At 49.6% G+C, this 18,325-nt stretch carries 15 protein-coding genes; 11 read left to right on the top strand and 4 right to left on the bottom strand.

Annotation, left to right across the window (positions count from 1 at the left end):
- Nucleotides 1–624 precede the first annotated feature (624 nt).
- Nucleotides 625–3,555, bottom strand: a complete 2,931-nt coding sequence (locus tag ACO0K2_RS17670) for an alpha-1,6-glucosidase domain-containing protein (protein WP_423021267.1) — start codon at nt 3,553–3,555, stop codon at nt 625–627.
- Nucleotides 3,556–3,795: 240 nt separating this feature from the next.
- Between ACO0K2_RS17670 and ACO0K2_RS17665 the strand changes: the two genes are divergently transcribed.
- Together ACO0K2_RS17665 and ACO0K2_RS17660 are read left to right on the top strand one after the other, a co-directional pair.
- Nucleotides 3,796–4,806, top strand: a complete 1,011-nt coding sequence (locus tag ACO0K2_RS17665; protein ID WP_423021265.1) for a glucokinase — start codon at nt 3,796–3,798, stop codon at nt 4,804–4,806.
- Nucleotides 4,807–4,933: 127 nt separating this feature from the next.
- On the top strand, nt 4,934–6,580 hold the full coding sequence (locus ACO0K2_RS17660; protein ID WP_423021263.1) for an alpha-amylase family glycosyl hydrolase: 1,647 nt from the start codon (nt 4,934–4,936) through the stop codon (nt 6,578–6,580).
- 65 nt (nt 6,581–6,645) lie between these two features.
- Here ACO0K2_RS17660 and ACO0K2_RS17655 read toward each other — a convergent pair whose 3' ends face one another.
- On the bottom strand, nt 6,646–7,305 hold the full coding sequence (locus ACO0K2_RS17655; protein ID WP_423021261.1) for an energy-coupling factor ABC transporter permease: 660 nt from the start codon (nt 7,303–7,305) through the stop codon (nt 6,646–6,648).
- A 643-nt stretch (nt 7,306–7,948) separates the two neighbouring features.
- Between ACO0K2_RS17655 and hflK the strand changes: the two genes are divergently transcribed.
- From hflK to ACO0K2_RS17635, 4 genes are all read left to right on the top strand, one after another.
- On the top strand, nt 7,949–9,040 hold the full coding sequence (gene hflK / locus ACO0K2_RS17650; protein ID WP_423021259.1) for an FtsH protease activity modulator HflK: 1,092 nt from the start codon (nt 7,949–7,951) through the stop codon (nt 9,038–9,040).
- Nucleotides 9,037–9,960, top strand: a complete 924-nt coding sequence (gene hflC, locus ACO0K2_RS17645) for a protease modulator HflC (RefSeq protein ID WP_423021257.1) — start codon at nt 9,037–9,039, stop codon at nt 9,958–9,960. Before hflK ends, hflC begins: the two co-directional genes overlap by 4 nt.
- Nucleotides 9,961–10,036: 76 nt before the next feature.
- Entirely contained in the window at nt 10,037–11,281 is a 1,245-nt protein-coding gene (locus ACO0K2_RS17640) for an NRAMP family divalent metal transporter (RefSeq protein WP_423021255.1), read from the top strand.
- Nucleotides 11,282–11,305: 24 nt separating this feature from the next.
- Entirely contained in the window at nt 11,306–12,742 is a 1,437-nt protein-coding gene (locus tag ACO0K2_RS17635) for a TerC family protein (RefSeq protein ID WP_423021253.1), read from the top strand.
- Between the two features lie 53 nt (nt 12,743–12,795).
- Here ACO0K2_RS17635 and ACO0K2_RS17630 read toward each other — a convergent pair whose 3' ends face one another.
- Nucleotides 12,796–13,050 (bottom strand): SemiSWEET transporter, encoded by a 255-nt coding sequence (locus ACO0K2_RS17630; protein WP_423021251.1) that lies wholly within the window; start codon nt 13,048–13,050, stop codon nt 12,796–12,798.
- Between the two features lie 8 nt (nt 13,051–13,058).
- Entirely contained in the window at nt 13,059–13,568 is a 510-nt protein-coding gene (locus tag ACO0K2_RS17625) for a flavin reductase family protein (protein WP_423021249.1), read from the bottom strand.
- Between the two features lie 242 nt (nt 13,569–13,810).
- On the opposite strand from ACO0K2_RS17625, the gene ACO0K2_RS17620 reads away from it, so the two are divergent.
- From ACO0K2_RS17620 to ACO0K2_RS17600, 5 genes are all read left to right on the top strand, one after another.
- On the top strand, nt 13,811–14,125 hold the full coding sequence (locus ACO0K2_RS17620) for a hypothetical protein (RefSeq protein WP_423021247.1): 315 nt from the start codon (nt 13,811–13,813) through the stop codon (nt 14,123–14,125).
- Between the two features lie 93 nt (nt 14,126–14,218).
- On the top strand, nt 14,219–15,559 hold the full coding sequence (gene miaB, locus ACO0K2_RS17615) for a tRNA (N6-isopentenyl adenosine(37)-C2)-methylthiotransferase MiaB (protein ID WP_423021245.1): 1,341 nt from the start codon (nt 14,219–14,221) through the stop codon (nt 15,557–15,559).
- Nucleotides 15,559–16,716: a PhoH family protein gene (locus ACO0K2_RS17610; protein ID WP_423021243.1), complete on the top strand. Its 1,158-nt coding sequence runs from the start codon at nt 15,559–15,561 to the stop codon at nt 16,714–16,716. The genes miaB and ACO0K2_RS17610 overlap by 1 nt, the downstream gene beginning before the upstream one ends.
- Nucleotides 16,700–17,164, top strand: coding sequence for an rRNA maturation RNase YbeY (ybeY, locus tag ACO0K2_RS17605; protein WP_423021241.1), 465 nt, complete (start codon nt 16,700–16,702; stop codon nt 17,162–17,164). Before ACO0K2_RS17610 ends, ybeY begins: the two co-directional genes overlap by 17 nt.
- A 73-nt stretch (nt 17,165–17,237) precedes the next feature.
- Nucleotides 17,238–18,116 carry an ion channel gene (locus ACO0K2_RS17600; protein WP_423021239.1) on the top strand — a complete coding sequence of 293 codons (879 nt, stop codon included), beginning with the start codon at nt 17,238–17,240 and terminating at the stop codon, nt 18,114–18,116.
- Nucleotides 18,117–18,325 lie beyond the last annotated feature (209 nt).

Here is an 18,325-nt window from a genome sequence, read left to right as displayed (position 1 = left end):
GCGGAGGTTTTACCTCTTCCACGATTTTAGTCTCCATTGGCTTTTGGATGATCTGTACGATCTTTGTCCCTAAGCCATTGAGCAGCGCATACAACAGCACTAAGTGAAATGCTAAAACCAGCCCCATACCGAGGAACTTCTTACCCGGCTCTTGCTGGCGATTTGAAAAATCCATTCCGACTGTCTCCTCAATCTAAGAATACGAAGGCGCTAATAATAACCGCTGTTGAATGAAAATTTTCGTCTCAACGCTGAAAAGTTTTCATATTTTTTGTAGCAAACACAGGTATTTTCCGAATAAGCGGTTATTTATCGGCTTTTCACTGTGAAAAAAGGCTCTCTGTCGATAATCTCTTTCGTTACTAATAGACCTCTTTTACTCTTTCCTTTTCGGTGTTTGAACTGCCGATTTCCCCCTGTTTTTTTTGCGCTCTTTTTCATACCTGTAATACCAGTAGTTCAGATTGCAATCATTAACTGGGCAGTTTTCTCCGACATTCATCCCAAAATAAATGGCTAATTCTCAGTGGTGCAGTGCAATGGATTCATGCAATTACTGTGCCTACTGATACGGGTCAATCACATAGCGATGCGCTGTATTTTGCTACGCATCACCCAACATGGTTACTGTCTCGGCTCATTCTCCTCTACAAAGACGACGGCACTTCTTGCAGGGATCACGAAGCCTTCAGTGTTTGAAAACGACGCTTCTTTGGTAATGCGTTTGTCACCGGCGGCTGCACTAAGGTGGACAGGATGCAGGGTGAACGCATGCTGTTCTAGTGCAGGGATCGAAAGGTGCTGAGGCGTTTGGCTGGCGTTCACGAGGTATACCAAGGACTTCCAGCGTGCCGATGGCAGCCCAACGCCGTCGATATGGCCGACAATCACCGCAGGATTTTGCGATGGACCCGTATTATAAAAATGCAGACGCTGTTGGATCTCAGCGCTCGTTGCAAGGTGGAAGAGAGACGTGCTTTGACGAATCCTGAGGAGATCTCTGAAGGTATCGCGTGTCCAAGCAATATCTTCAGGGCGTGGTTTGATCAGCGTATTGGTCAGCAAGGGGCGCATGAGTGGATACAGCGCTTCGTTATCTTGTCGAGAGGGAAGGCCCGTTCCAAAGTAATTATCTTGGTACGTCCAATCGAGACGATTAAACCAGTCGCCAGAATTGTAGCTATTGCCGTCAAGAGACTTCGAGCGCAGGATGTCTGTACCTGCATGAAAATACGCGATCCCCTGACTAAAGGCGGTCAGTGCAAGACCTACAATCTGCACCCGTGCCCGATCTTCGTGGCTAGTGGTGACGGGAAGGCGGAAGGCATTGATGTCAAATAAGGTTTGGTTGTCGTGGTTTTCGACATAGTTGACGACTTCATCTGGTTCACTTGCATAGCCTGCCGGTTGACCGTTGTAATCGATGTCTTTTAATCGCTGAGGTCGACCTTGCCACGTGTCGAGCTGCACATCCCGCAGCGTTCCCGCCAAACCGACGCGGACCATATCTGCTGCTTTCAGTAGCGCTTGTTGATGTTCAGTCGACGAGAATGCAGAGACTGTAGCGGCTGCATTTGGTGCATCAACTAAGCCATTGATGTAGCCTTGATGAGCCATCATGCTGTTGATGTCGTCGCTGCGTCCTGGACCGCGAATGGCATCTCTTGCCCGATCGCTGAAGGTGCCGATGCCGCTCCCATTGAGAGCGAGTTGCGATGCTTGAACAAAACGCGCGTTATTGGCCACTTCACCAAAATTCCACCCTTCGCCAATTAACTGTACTGGATGACCGTTTTCCAACGCAAGGACCGTTTTTAATTGCTCCATCACTGCGCGCGGCTGATGGCCCATCAAGTCAAAGCGGAAGGAATCAATTTTGTATTCGTAGGCCCATTGTCGGACAGAGTCGGTCAATAACTTCGCCATCATCCGATGTTCGGTCGCGGTATTGCCGCAGCTTTGGCATGTCGATTCTTCGACCTTCCCTTGCGCGTCGCGTCGGTGATAATAGCCAGGGACAATGCGATCTAGTACCGATTGTGGATGTTGCCCGGCGTATGCCGTATGGTTATAAACAACATCCATGCCGACGCGCAGATGGGCTTGGTGCAGTGCCATCACCATTTTTCTAAATTCAATCACTCGCGTGGCGCCATCTGCCGCATTAGTCGCATAGCTGCCCTCTGGCGCATTGTAATGGTAGGGGTCGTACCCCCAATTGAAACAATCGGTGGCAGCACGTTGGCTAATCGTGGCTTGCTGTTGTTCACTGTCCGCGCTGCCTGAGATTGTGGGCGTATCGCAATGGGCTTCTGGAACGGAGGTGATATCAAATACGGGCAGCAAGTGGATATCGGTAATGCCCGCCTGACCTAGCGCAGACAAATGACGCATGCCGTTAGACTGCGTCTCGGTGAACGCTACATATTTACCCCGATAGGCGGGTCTTACGCTCAGATCATTGGCAGAGAAGTCGCGTACATGTAACTCATAGACGGCCATATCCGTCGGTTTTTGTACGCTTGTTGGAATCGGGTGGTGGTCCCACCCCGCTGGTTTGAGTGCAGAATCCGTGAGCGCACCGATATAACTGCGGGTTGAATCTGTGGTCAGGCTGATTGAATAGGGATCGGTAACGGCATTGCGTACCCAACCTCGACCGGTGACGAACACGTCGACGAGGTAGCGGTAATATTGACCAGAGAGATCAGCAGGGATGCTCGTTTTCCACGCACCCGTGGCCGCATCGAACTGCATCTGCTGAATGCCATTGGCCCGACTTTTCCCTGTGCGATAGGTGCAGAGCGCCACGTGTTGAGCGGTCGGCGCCCACAGCGCAAATTGGCTGAGACGCTGATGTGGGGTTATCGATGCGGGTAGTTTGGCGGTAAGTCTGACCCCGAGATCGTTCAGATTGCCTGCAGCTTCGTAAAGGTCATCAAGCACACCCGCGGTCTGGAGCGATGTGGAATCAATGACTTTACCCTGATCATCCTCTTGGACGAGAAGCAGTTGCTGGTGAAGTAAGGTCGAGAGCGCTTCACGCGTCAGATTGACTTGTAATTCAATGCCTTGAGCAGTGAAGGCAAAACGCTGCCCAATCTCTGATGCTGCACCGCGCACCCCGCGACCAGGGTGGAGTGACATTGTCGAAGTAGCGCCGGATAGACGAGCATCCGTTGTGAGGGCAAGTTGCCCATTTGTTGCTGCATATAAATAGAAATGACCTTGGGATGTCTTATTAGGCCAGCGGATCGTATCGCTACTCACCCAATAAGCGCGGGCGTCCGTGGCTTTGAGCGGTGCAGCAAGAAGCGTAGATTGTGTTTCTTGTTGGTTGCAATCACTCAATGCAGGTGGGGAAAGTACATTGTCAGTGATGACGTGCGCTGCCGACGTTGCCGGTTGTGCCATTGTCCTCGCCCAAGATGCACAGACAGGATTCACGAGGGCGAACAATAGCGATACGGCCAGCACCCGACGGATCTGTCGGTGGTGTCGCTTCAATGGCAAAGGCGGCACTTCGCCAGTGGGAGCTGTATTGCGTAACGTCACTCGTGTCCCCTCGTTTAAGTAGTTCAACTACATTAGCTTGATGTCTACTTATTTGTAAAAAATATATTATATTGCAATATTTTTGCAACTATTTTGAGATCTGGGAAGAATTTTAACTGATAAATCCCCAAAATGTGTGACTTTGGATTTAATCTATGTAGTAATATTACATAAAAATTATGGCGAATAGAGACGTTGCCACGCCATACCCAGAGAAACGACATTGATGGTGATACGCTAGTGCAAGATATAACAATCCAACATTCCTCAGCACCACGCCTGCTCGCCGATATCGGTGGGACCAATGCCCGCTTCGCGCTTGAATTTGAAGCGCATCGATTTGTTGCCGTGGACGTTCTCTCCTGTCAGGCCTATGCCGATCCTGAGGCGGCAATGATGGACTATCTCAATAGTGAGGCAGTCAAAGCGATTTGGCAGGGACCGATTCATCACGCAGCGATTGCCATTGCGAATCCAGTCGATGGCGACATCGTGAGCATGACGAATAATCACTGGACCTTTTCGATCGCTGCAGTCAAAAAGGCTCTTGGCTTGGAAACCTTACTGGTCGTTAACGATTTTACGGCGCTTGCGCTGGCATTGCCGCATCTCGACGCGCAAGACCGTGTGCAAGTCGGTGGTGGGCAGCCGCAAGAAAATCGGGCGATTGGGCTCATTGGGCCGGGAACCGGCTTAGGCGTGTCTGGCATTATTCCTTGTCAGGATAAATGGGTCGCATTGTCCAGTGAAGGTGGTCATGCCAGCTTTTCTCCTACCAACAAAACTGAACTCGCATTGCTTGAAGTTATCTGGCGAGAGTATCCGCATGTGTCTGCGGAGCGCCTGATATCCGGCATGGGATTGGAACTACTGTATCGCAGCTTGCAAACCTTGCACGGTGTTGCCCACCCAGAGGCCCCAGAAACGTTAACTGCCGCAGAGATCAGTGCTCGGGCATCCGATGAGACGTGCCCCGTCTGTATGGAGGCGGTGGCCCATTTTTGTGGCATGCTCGGTACCGTCGCGGGCAATCTGGCGCTGACCTTAGGCGCGACAGGGGGTGTGTATATTGGTGGCGGCATTGTGCCAAAGCTAGGCGACTTGTTTTTCTCATCGACCTTCCGCCAACGGTTTGAGGCAAAAGGCCGATTCGCGGACTATCTAGCGCAAATTCCAACCTATGTGATCACGGCAGAATATCCTGCGTTCTTGGGCGTGTCGGCGTTTCTGGATGAGCATTTGGGGACTTGATACGTCGGCCATCTGCCGTTGTCGAGCGTCGCCCGCATAAACGATACAATAACCATGATGTGATATATCCTCGGCACAGTGTCGTCGGAGTACTCGCATCGTCAATCAACATCTATTGCAGGATCTTATGGTACTCACAGAGAGCAATATAGAAGGAGCAGCAACAGCCCCACAATGGTGGCGTGAAGCTGTTATTTATCAGGTTTATCCACGTAGTTTTCAGGACAGTAATGGCGATGGGATTGGTGATTTGCCAGGGATCACTAAGCAATTAGACTACATTGCGTCACTGGGCGTCGATATTGTCTGGATTTCTCCGTTCTTTAAGTCGCCAATGAAAGATTTTGGCTACGATGTGTCGGATTATTGCGATGTGGATCCTTTGTTTGGCACCTTAGAGGATTTTGATCGTTTGTTGGCACGTGCGCATGCCTTGGGTTTAAAGATCATGATCGATCAGGTGCTGTCGCACTGCTCTGAGCAACATCCATGGTTTGTCGAAAGCCGTCAAAGTCGAGATAACCCGAAGGCTGATTGGTATGTGTGGTCGGATCCGCAACCAGACGGTACGCCCCCCAATAACTGGTTATCCGTATTTGGTGGCTCTGCGTGGCAGTGGGACGCGCGTCGCCGTCAATACTATATGCATAACTTCCTCGCTAGCCAACCTGATCTCAACTTCCATCATCCCGAAGTACAGCAGGCGCATCTGGACAGCATGCGTTTTTGGCTTGAACGTGGGGTGGATGGTTTCCGACTAGACGCGTGTAACTTCCATTTTCATGATCGCCAGTTACGCAGTAACCCGCCAGCAACCAATCGCGATACCAAAACGGTACAAGACACCAATCCGTACGGTATGCAGGCGCATGTGTATGACAAAACGCAGCCAGAGAATTTACGCTTTCTGGAAAAAATCCGCTCGCTGTTGAATGAATATGGTGCGATTGCGATTGGTGAAGTGGGTGCTGATGACTCATTAGGTGTCATGGCCGAATACACTGCCGACGACAATAAACTGCATATGGCGTATAGCTTTAATTTGCTCACGCCAGAAGTATCAGCGCACTACATTCGAACTCAAGTAGAAGAGTTTGAAACCCGCGTGAAAGGTGGATGGGTATCTTGGTCCGTTGGTAACCATGACGTGGTGCGTGTGATGTCGCGGTGGGGCGGAAAGAATGCGACACCTCAGTTTGCCAAGATGATGCTGGCCTTACAATTGGCGCTCAAAGGCACGCCATGTCTGTACCAAGGTGACGAGTTAGCGTTGACCGAAGCGGACATTGCCTATGAAGATATCCAAGATCCGTACGGCATCACTTTCTGGCCAGAGTTTAAAGGTCGCGATGGCTGTCGCACGCCGATGCCGTGGCTTGCGGATGCGCCATACGCCGGTTTTAGTGAGCATAAACCGTGGTTGCCAGTGCCACCAGAACATGCGGCCAATGCCGTCGCTGTGCAGGATCAACTTGCTGACTCTGCATTGAATTATGCAAGGCATATCCTGCGCTGGCGCAAACAGTTCCCGCAGCTGACTCGCGGTGAGATCGTCTTTTTCGATGCCCCAGAACCCATCCTGGCATTGCGTCGTGATCTGCCTGGGCATGCCAGCATTGTTGCAGCGTTTAATTTAGGTGATCAGCCCGTGTCATTCTCTTGGCCTCAGGCCGAGGGGGCGCGTCAACTTACAGAGGTCGGTTTGCCAGGCACACTCAATGGTACCGAGTTGGAACTGCCTGCCTTTGGTGCATGGTTTGGTGAATTAGCGTAACGAAATCATTGTTTGTGTAGTCGGGGGCGACGCGCCATGTCTTGATCAAGACATCGGCGCGTTTTTTATTTCCCGCGTAGATAACGTTGATCGTCGAACGTGAATACCCAAGCGGGTTTATAAACGACGAAAATAGTGATTAAAAATCCGGTTAAAAACGCCTCACCCCAGGCGAGTAATAGCATATAGGCGTAAGCATCGTTAGTAATAGCAAACCGCGGCAATAGAAGGCTATGCACGAACAACGCACACAAACCTGTCGCTGCATTGACGGCGAAAGCGCCAAAAAAGCCATTTCCAAACAGATAGACAAACATATGAGATGGTAAATATCGCTCGGTCTTTTTGAGAATAACATCACTGAGCACAGCGGGAATGACTGCTAATACAACGATATTCGTACCAAGATTGATCCACAAGCCATCAAATTCGGCAGTGTAGACCACGACGCTCATCGCTGCGCCGATACAGGTGAGTGCACGTCCAAACATGAGGGCAAACATGGCTACACCAAGCAAATGGAGCGATAAGTCTGGCTGAACCCGAACATGCATGCGCCACAATAAGGTCAAGACAATGATGCTCGCACACCAAGCTGAGAAGGCTGTTGGGGCTTGCCATTTTTTCCAAGGGACTTGTTTGATCTCAGTCAGAAGGAAAAATCCTGCTATCAACAACATCAACATGTTAACGACAAGTTCGATTGGAGTGTAGAAAATGCCCATGATGGATGGCGTTTGGCTTGAAGTTGTCGGTAAGGGGGATCGGCTTGATGATAAACCTGTTTGGCGCGGTGGGGATGAGAAATATCAGGAAGTTGGTGGGGTGTTGGGGGGGGGGATGGCTTTTAATATGAGGTGCAGTGGTGTGGGAGGGTTTTCAATAGGCAATTGTTGATTGTCGGCGTAAGCGCATTCGCGTACTGGATACTCCGCCTGCGCGGAGTATGACGACCCCCCGGGCAGGCGGGAGTCCAGCACCGCAGGTCGATGACGTAGAAAGAAACCATCGTCACTCCCGCGAAGGCGGGAGTTCAGTGTGCGGAGCGCTGCTGTTCCTTGGTTGTCCCTGTCTTTGTTGATCTGTATCAATATACGTTGCCGCCTAGCGCCATTGCAGAGAGAGGCTGGTTGTCATGTCAGGGAACGGCGGAGTAAGATGCTTGCTCTTAAGATGGCGGGGTGTTGACGGTATCTTTTTCAAGGATAACCTCCACGAACCCGCACTTGAGCAGTCACCGTATTTCCCTATGTCGCATAAAAATCGGCTTGAGGCGCAGCCCGTATGTGTTTTTGTCCGACACAGTTGATTTTTTGTTTATGATACGGTGTCGCCCCCATTCTATGCTTCAAGGAAACGGATTTCATCATGTCTTCAGCGTCACCCGAAGAGCAACAGGCTGTCCCATCAGAACAATCCAAGGTGGATACCTTGCTCCATGCAGCACAATTGCGCGCTGCCCGGTTTTATATTGCCCTTAATGCCAAAGGCTTGAGCCTGATTGCTGGATTAGTGGTGTTTGCGTGGATATTTTCTGGCATTTACAAGGTGCAACCAGAAGAGCAGGGCGTGGTGCTCCGGTTTGGGAAGTGGATTGAAACCACCGAGTCAGGTCTTCACTACCATTTACCTTATCCGTTCGATACGGTTCTTTTTCCGAAAGTCACACAAGTCAATGAGCTCAAGCTGGGGCGAACCCGCGCCAGTTCTGCGGACAGTTCCAATTCGCATGATGATCAAATGCTTACTGGGGATGAAAACATCGTCGAGGCAGACTGTGTCGTGTTTTGGAAAGTGAAAGACGCGGGGCACTATTTGTTTCAGATGAAAAATCCTGAACAGGCCATGAAGATCACGGCGGAAAGCGCCTTGCGGGAAGTGATCGGGCGTACACCGATTCAGGCGGCGATGTCCGATAAGCGGCAGCAAATCGCGGATGAAACAAAACAACTCTTACAGACGCTGCTCGATAAAGAAGAATCGGGTATTTATGTCACGCAAGTGCAGTTGCAGCGGGTTGATCCGCCGGTTGCCGTTATTGATGCATTCAATGATGTCCAGCGTGCCCGTGCTGACCAAGAGCGCGCAAGGAATGAGGCTGAGGCCTACCATAACGATATCTTGCCCCGTGCTCGTGGCGAAGCCTCTCATATCATTCAAGATGCCGAAGCATATAAAACACAGGCCGTTAACTTGGCCGAGGGTGAAGCGAAAAGTTTCCTGTCCGTCTATCAGAGTTATGCGCAAGCAAAAGATGTGACGGCATGGCGACTGTATTTACAGAGTGTCGATGCGGTCTTAAAAAAATCAGGCAAAGTAATTATCGATTCTTCTGGTAAAGGTGTGTCAGGTGTCGTGCCGTACATGTCGGTGACTGATAAAAATGCGTCCGGTGCAGCGAATGGCGCGAACGCGTCAACTGGAGTCAATGGCGTTTCTGGCGGCGAGAGAAAAAAATGAATAAAAATACAGTCAGATTAGGCATTGCGTTCTTTTCGTTGGTGGGCTTATCCGTTCTGTCATCGACGTTCTATACCGTCGCAGAGGACCAGCAAGCGTTGGTCGTCCGTTTGGGGGCACCCACCGGTGCTGTGAGTGAGCCTGGTCTCAAGGTCAAAATACCGATGCTTGATACGGTGATTTATTATGATCGTCGTTTGCAAATACTGACACCACGCTCAGAGCAGGTCATTCTTGGTGATCAGAAGCGGATTGAAGTGGAGACCTATACCCATTTTCGTATTGTGAATCCTTTGCGTTTTTATCAGTCTGTTCGAACGGTGGATCAGGCAGGAACGCAATTGTCTCAATTGGTTAGCTCATCACTGCGCAGAGAATTAGGTCAGGTGATGTTGCCAGCCTTACTCTCCAAAGAGCGTCCAAAGATTGTCGAGCGCATCCAAAAAGAAGTCATCGAAAAAGCCCGTCCATTGGGCATTGAAGTGACTGAAGTACGTTTTCATCGCGCAGATTTGCCACTCGAAACCAGTCAAGCGATTTATGATCGGATGAAATCTGAACGTGAACGCGAAGCCAAAGAATTGCGCGCGCAGGGCTTTGAATGGGCGCAGCAGATTCAGGCATCGGCAGATCGTGAACGTGCGATTATTTTGTCGGAAGCCCAGCGGCAGAGCGACATCACGCGCGGTGAAGCGGACGCGCAAGCCAACCAGATCTTTGCGGCAGCGTTTGGAAAAGATCCGAAGTTTTATAAACTCTATCGCTCTTTACAAACGTACCGGACCTCATTAGCGGATTCCGCACCAACGCTCGTGTTATCTCCGGATGCTGAATTCTTGCGGCAGTTTAAAACAGGTCCGAGTGATAGCGGCGCTTCAGGGAATGCAGGAAATGCAGGCAATGGCGCAGGCAAGCACTGAGTGTGTGAATTAATGCCTTGCCTTTTATACGCTACTGCCCTCCGGCACAGCGGTGTTCTGTTTTTCTCGTAGCCTCATGTCCACGTATTCACATCTCAGTCAACGTGTTGTACGCATCGCCATGACGGTCGGCCCTGGGCTGGTCGTGATGTTTGCAGATGCCGATGCCGGTAGCCTCATTACCGCTGCACAAAGCGGTGCTGAGTGGGGTTATCGGTTGTTGTTGCTGCAAATGGTATTGATTCCTTTGCTTTACATGGCGCAAGAACTCTCCATCCGACTGGCGCTGGGCACAGGAAAAGGGTATGGCGAACTGATACGACAACGGTTTGGTCGAGGGGCGGCTTTTTTGTCGTTGTTGACGCTGATGATGAGTTGTTTTGGTGCGTTGTTAACACAAATGAGTGGATTGGCGGGCGCGGGACAATTGCTGGGCGTTCCGATTTGGCAAACGATCGCACTGGTTGTTGTATTGATTTTTACGATGATGTGGACGGGATCTTACCGTTCTGTTGAGAAGATCGCGATTGCATTTGGTTTGTTTGGATTGGCCTTTTTGCTTGTTGCTTGGAAGGCGCATCCGGATCTTCAGCAGATCGGGCAACAGATGCAGGAGTTGCCATTGCATGACCATCGCTTTCTGTATTTGATTGCTGCCAACTTGGGTACTAGCATCATGCCTTGGACCTTGATTTATCAACAGTCTGCGTTGCTCGATAAAGGCTTGGGCTTATCCCATTTAAAGATCGCCAGAACAGAAACGGTGATTGGGGCGACGCTATGTCAGTTGGTGCAAGCGGCGGTGTTGGTTGCCGCTGCCGCCTCGTTTGGACAGCGCGGCGTCGTCTTAGAAACGGTGCCTCAGATTGCGGATGCATTTACAGCCGTCCTCGGTCAATCCGTCGGGCATTTGGTGTTTGTGATCGGGATGACCGGAAGTGCGATGGTGGCGACGATTGTTGTCTGTTTGACGGCGGCATGGTCTGTCGGTGAAGTAATTGGCGTGCGTCATTCGCTGGAGCAGCATCCACGTGAAGCACCGTGGTTTTATGTGGCGTTTGCTGTGATGCTTGTGGCAGGTGGGGTATTGGTTTGTTCAGGGATCAATTTGATTCACTTGTCCATTGCCACCGGTGTCATCAACGCACTGTTGTTGCCGGTCGTATTAGGATTTTTGTACAGCTTAGCCCGTACGGAGTTGCCTGCTGCACTGCGATTACAAGGCACGTATGCGATCATCGTTGCCGTACTTTTTATAGTGACAGCAGGTGTTGGTCTCTATGCTGGCATCGTGGGGATATTGACAGGCGTTAGTCAATGATGAAGATAGTCCAAAGGAGAAATAATGGGATTTGATGGCATCATGCATGCGATCGGAATGACACTTCAGGTGTTTTTTCTGGATCTCATTCTCAGTGGTGATAATGCGGTATTGATCGCCTTAGCGTGCCGCCGTTTGCCACAACGTCAAATGCGTCAGGTGATTCTGATGGGGACTGGTTTCGCCTTTTTTTTACGGGTGGTATTGACGACCATTGTGAGTTTTCTGCTGACTGTCCCTTCATTGCGATTGATTGGTGGTCTAGCACTGATGTATATCGCGCTGAAGTTATTGGTTGACGATGAACAGCATCAGCAAGACCTCGCATCAAACGACAATGCGGTAGACAATCAGGGGTCTGATCGGTTGTGGTCGACGGTCGGTATTGTGGTCGTTGCTGATTTGGTGATGAGCATGGATAACGTTGTAGCACTTGCCGCAGTCGCGCAAGATAACATGACGTTTTTGATCTTTGGATTATTGCTGAGTATTCCGTTGTTGATGTATGGCAGTTTGTTTGTCACAGGATTACTGAATCGTTACCCAATGTTGGTACCTGGTGTTGCCGCATTATTGGGTTGGATTGCTGGTGATATCGCTGTTGCTGATCCCTTAATCGCTGAGTGGGTCAATACACAATCCCCTGGTTTGATCGTGATCATGCCGTTGCTATGTGCAGTGTTTGTTCTTTTGCAAAGCAAGATTGTGAAAGAAGTGCGGCAAGTATGGGGAATCAATGACCAGATAGCTGAAAAGAAATCGGCAATGTCGGCGCGATTGCTGGCGATGGCAGAGCCTGCTCCTGATGCGACAACGTCTGAGTCACTGACTGAGCAGAACGCAGGAATGCAGACGGAAATACCGCCTGCGCAATTACAGACAAGCGTTGATGTGCCGCAGCAGGCGTTGGCTCATGCGCCACTCGATGTACCTTTGGCTGCCACGACGACTGCACAGGTGGACCGAGAGCAAGCGGAAGGCGATGAAGCTGACGATCAGCGTGAGAATAATGACAAGGAGGATGATGAGGATGACGAGGAAGAAGATGAAGTCACTTCGTCAGCCATCTCACCAGAGATATCCAGCTTACTCACCCGTCTGCGTGAAAACGGTTTGCTGATCGGTGGTCTGGCGATCACGGGACTACTGATTTTTGTGTTCACGCATTTTGGTCAGAGTTTTGTTCCAGCACCAGCGCCAATGACACAATTTGAGTGTCCAGGTTATACCGGTAAATTTTCACTCTATTACAAACATGGCGGAGAGAAAATTCAAATTCGTACTGGTGGTCGGGTCATTAACGGTGCTGTGAACTATGGCAAATTACAATGGGACACCAATGGCGACATCGCCAAGAATATTGGATTTACCTTGCCAGAGGAAATCATGTCCGATTCAGGGCGTTCAGTACAAATTAACGGGGGAAGCTTCCGTCAGATTAGCTGTACACGCGTTGACTGATTGCTGATTGTGAACGTGATGGTCAACGCGCGATAGCGAACCGATAAACACGTTTATTTATAGATGATTTTCATCACCAAAATAAACGACGCTAGGATGAGTGTAACGATGTTGGCGATGATGACAGGCCATGCTTGCAACATGATGCCGTACGTCATCCACATCAGAATGCCGAAGATAAAAATAATGTACATGCTCAATGACACCCCCTCAGCACGTTTCACGCGCCACGTCATCAAGGCTTGAGGGATAAAGGCGGAGGTTGTCAGGCTGGCAGCGCAGTAGCCAACCAAATCAGAAGTGAGCATGAGAAGAATTATTTTGACGTTGTTGCAACAAATTTCCCGCCATGATAGACCAAAGGGGCCTGCGCTGTAAATTCACAATGCTCCACTTCACCGACAAAAATCACATGATCGCCCTCGGGATAGCGGCTTCGGTTATGACATTCAAACCATGCTGACGCCCCTTTGAGAATGGGGTGACCAGTGCGGGAGAGAGTATATTCGACGCCTTCAAAACGGTCTTTTTTGCGGCTAGCAAACTGCTCTGCTAACCAAGCTTGCTCTGCGGAAAGCACGTTGACGACGTAATGTGAGTTACCAGTAAAGACAGGCATACTGCTGGCGGCGTTGCCCAAGCTCCACAATACCAATGGCGGTTCGAGTGATACAGAATTGAACGAACTGGCCGTCAAGCCCAGAAATTGCCCATCGGCAAGACGGGTAGTAATAACCGTCACCCCCGTCGCAAACTGGGACAGGGCATTGCGGAAATGGCGGGTATCAAATTCACGTTTTTCAGCGCGTGGAGAGCGGGTGTGCATCAGTATTCCATCAAAAATTTTCGTCATTATCCCAGATTTCAGTACTTTCGTCGGGTCACAGGGAGGATTGATGAAGCCAATAGCGGTCTGTGTTAAACTTATACGTTTAGTGTGTCATAGTTGCCGACTTTAAGTAATTGATTTTGTTGAATTTTTTAATACCTTATCTACGGGGAGGTGCCATGTCTCGACAGAGAAATTATTATCGACTTAGCATCTTTTTGCTGTTGTGGGTATGTGCTATGTCTGTTTTTGCCCAAGTGGTCGCTGACCGTCAGTTTCCACCGCAAGCCAAGCGTGGTGTCCTTGATATGTCAAATTACCCGGCAAAAGTGACCATGGATGGTGTATCTCGACGACTTTCAGTCTCCTCGCGCATTTATTCGGTGACGAATCTCATTGTCGTGCCATCGAGCGTGACAGCGAGCAATTTGGTCGTGAACTACACCGAAAACGCGTTTCATGACATTGATAAAATCTGGATATTGACGCAATCCGAGATCGCTAAAACGCTGCCCACATCCAGTTCGCAGTCGATCATGCCAATCGCCAATTGATCCATTGCGCAGTGGCGGCAGTGTTGATTCGGACGCTGTAGACATTTGATGCGATCCTTTTTCGCTGTGATCGCTTTTACTTTAGAAGAAATAATGCAAAAAAAAGTCTTTATTAAAACCTTTGGCTGCCAAATGAATGAGTACGACTCAGACAAAATGGCGGATGTATTGAATGTGTCCGAAGGATTGATTAAAACCGATACGCCTGAAGATGCTGATATCGTGTTGCTGAACACCTGCAGCGTGCGTGAAAAAGCATCTGAAAAAGTATTTTCCGATCTAGGACGTTTGCGCGAATTGAAACGTCAACGTCCGGATATGCTCATTGGCGTTGGTGGCTGCGTTGCTTCACAAGAAGGTGAGGCGATCATCAAGCGCGCACCCTACGTCGACGTGGTATTCGGTCCGCAGACATTGCATCGCTTGCCGCAATTGATTGATGCCCGGCGCACGTCAGGTCGATCGCAGGTGGACATCAGTTTCCCTGAAATCGAAAAGTTTGATCATATGCCGCCTGCCAAGGTGGATGGCGCCACTGCTTATGTTTCGATCATGGAAGGATGCAGCAAGTATTGTAGTTACTGCGTCGTCCCTTACACTCGCGGTGAAGAGGTATCGCGTCGATTTGAAGACGTGTTAGCAGAGATCGCCGGCTTAGCGGCGCAAGGCGTCAAAGAAATCAGCTTGTTAGGTCAAAACGTCAATGCGTATCGTGGCGTGATGGAAGATGGTGAGATTGCTGACTTTGCGTTGTTGATTGAATACGTGGCTGAGTTTCCAGAAATCGAACGGATTCGTTTCGTGACCAGCCATCCAAAAGAATTTACGCAGCGACTGATCGATTGCTACGCGAAGGTACCGAAGCTCGTCAATCACTTGTATCTGCCAGCACAACACGGCTCGGATCGTATTTTATCGGCGATGAAACGTGGTTATACCGCTATCGAATACAAGTCGGTGATTCGCCGTCTCAAAAAAGTACGTCCGGATATCGCTGTGTCGTCGGATTTTATTGTTGGCTTCCCTGGTGAAACCGATGAAGATTTTGATGCCTTGATGAAGTTGATTGAGGACGTCGGCTTTGATAACAGCTTTAGCTTTATTTTTAGCCCGCGCCCCGGCACACCCGCTGCTAATTTGGAAGATGACACCCCAGCAGAATTAAAGCTGCGTCGTCTACAAACACTGCAAGCAGTGATTGATGCCAATACTAAAAAATACAGCAATGCAATGATTGGTACCGTACAACGTATTTTGGTTGATGGTCCATCGGTGAAAGATCCGAATGAATTGCAAGGTCGTACAGAGAATAACCGTGTCGTCAATTTTGCGGGCGGTAAAGAATTGATCGGAACCTTGGTGAATACAGTGATTACGGAATCCTATAATTATTCCTTGCGCGGTGAATTAGTCGAAGAGAATGTGACTGCATAATGGCTAAAACTCCTGTGCCTGTTTCTTACTTTATCCCTGAACCTCCAGACAATACGCGCCTGGCCAATTTGTGCGGGCCGCTCGATGAAAATTTGCGGCAAATTTCGGCGGCACTTGATGTCACGATTTTCCGTCGCGGCGAAAAATTTATCATCAGTGGGCACAATGCGGAGCAGGCACTAGAGATGTTGACGCACTTCTATCCGCTCGCCAAAAAAGCGATCTCGATCGATGAAGTGCAATTGGCGCTGGTAGAACAAAAAGCCAAACAGAGTTTTAAGAACCCAACGATTGATGAAACGCAGGGTGTTGATAACACGGTTGTGGCCCCTAAGCGACGTGCGAAAAATAAGACGACTGACGATGACAACGCGGCTGCTGACGAAGAGTCTGTAGCATCGGTCGTCTCCTCATTGGAAAGCCCGGTACTCAAGACTCGTCGAAGCGATTTACGGGGGCGGACACCGCACCAGAATCACTACCTCAATGCCATCGTTGAACATGATATTTCGTTTGGTATTGGTCCTGCGGGAACGGGGAAAACCTATCTGGCGGTCGCTTGTGCCGTTGATGCCTTAGAGCGAGATGCTGTTAAGCGGATTATTTTGACGCGTCCTGCGGTGGAAGCTGGAGAACGGTTGGGTTTCTTGCCGGGGGATTTGGCGCAAAAAGTGGATCCTTACCTTCGTCCTTTGTACGACGCTCTATACGATTTGCTTGGCTTTGACCGTACGCAAAAAATGTTTGAAAAGCAGATTATTGAGATTGCGCCGCTGGCCTACATGCGGGGTAGAACACTCAATCATGCTTTCGTCATTTTGGATGAGGCGCAAAATACCACTCCGGAACAAATGAAAATGTTCCTGACTCGGATTGGATTCGGGAGTAAAGCGGTCATTACCGGCGATGTGACGCAAATTGATTTGCAGCGTGGACAGAAGAGCGGGTTGATCGATGCATGTCAGGTCTTGCGCGATGTCCGTGGTATCGCGTTTACCCAGTTCACGAGCGTGGACGTCGTTCGCCATCCGCTCGTCGGCCGTATTGTTGACGCCTATGAAACCGCCAATGCCAATGCGCATGCAAACAGTGCTGCGATTGGTATGTTAAAAAACGCCACCCCTTTAAGCTCAGTACATCATGGCCGTAAAAAATAATCCCAAGCACAAATTAACCCTGTCTGTTCAATACGCTGATACCCGGTTGCAAGAGATCCTGCCGCGTCCTTTGTTACGCAAAACAGTACAAGCGGCGCTTTACTTTCCTGCTGAATTGACCTTGCGGTTTGTCGATGCCGAAGAGGGGCAAATTCTTAATCGTGATTATCGTGGTAAAGATTATGCGACCAATGTATTGACCTTCGCCTACACAGAAGATGAAGATGCCGAAGTGACGCAGGCTGACATCATCTTGTGTACGGATGTCCTTCAGCGTGAAGCCGATGAGCAAAAAAAATCCGTGCTCGAACACGCACAGCATCTGATTGTTCATGGTGTATTGCACGCACAGGGGTATGACCATGAGACCGATGAAGAGGCGGACGAAATGGAAGCGTTAGAGATTGAGATTCTGGCTGGACTTGGCTTGAGCAATCCTTATCAATAAATGCGACTGAGAACGTTAATCGGAGCGTCAATCGGAACGTCAATCGGAACGTCAATCGGAACGTCAATAAGCAATGAAATTATTCTCTAAACATCACCAGCACGGCCGCAGGATCGCAATGGGCGATCGGCAAGTCGTTGCCTTTGGCATGCATAGCCATTTCTGGCAGGATATTTATTTCTATGCGATGACGTTTAGTTGGCCTTTATTTTTCGCGGCGCTAGCGGTGACGTTCACCATCTTCAATCTGGCGTTTGCTAGTCTGTACATGCTCGAACCCGGTTCAATCGCCAATATGCAACCCAATAATTTTTTGGGTGCATATTTCTTTAGTGTCGAGACCTTAGCGACCGTTGGTTATGGTGATATGCACCCCACGACGATTTTTTCTCACACCGTCGCCAGCATCGAAATTTTTGTCGGTATGGGGAGCGTGGCTATTACAACGGGAATGATTTTTGCGCGTTTTTCTCGTCCCCGTTCAAGTATTGTTTTTGCGGAACATCCCGTTAGCCACATTGCTGATGGACGGCGATTATTGATGATACGCATGGCCAATGAGCGCCTCAACCTCATCAGTGAGGCCTCCGCCAAATTACACCTGATGCGGCAAGAGTCGACCTCAACGATGGGGCGTTTTCGCAAAATCTACGATCTCAAGTTGGAGCGCGAACATCACCCCCTGTTTATTTTGGGATGGACGCTGATCCATGTGATTGATGAGACTAGCCCTCTATATGGCTTAAAGCCTGAAGAGTTGGAAGGAAACAGTTCGTTGATTTTAACGATTGAGGGGGTGGACGAAACCACTAATCAAAATCAGCGCGGTATCAAACACTATCCGATCGAACTGGTTCGCTGGAATCATCGCTATGTCGACATCATGACGCAGCAGGGGTCAATTCCCCATTTACATTACTCGAAGTTTCACGAATCGGAAGAGTTGATCTGAGCGATATCTTTTCTTTTTATCATCGCTTTCTTGTTGCGCCGTGCATGGTGAACGCGTGTGTGAACGCGTGTGTGAACGCGTGTGTGAATGCGTATGAGAACGGAAGATTTCCCGCAGGAAAGCAACGAAGAGAAATCGCAATAATGTGACGTCCGTATGACGTCCATGCACTTGTTGATGCCGACGCAACAGAGGGTGCGGCCCAAAAT

Origin of the sequence: Undibacterium sp. MH2W, from assembly GCF_049340215.1 — a bacterium.
Classification (GTDB): domain Bacteria; phylum Pseudomonadota; class Gammaproteobacteria; order Burkholderiales; family Burkholderiaceae_D; genus Undibacterium.
This window is presented reverse-complemented; position numbering and strand designations above follow the sequence as displayed.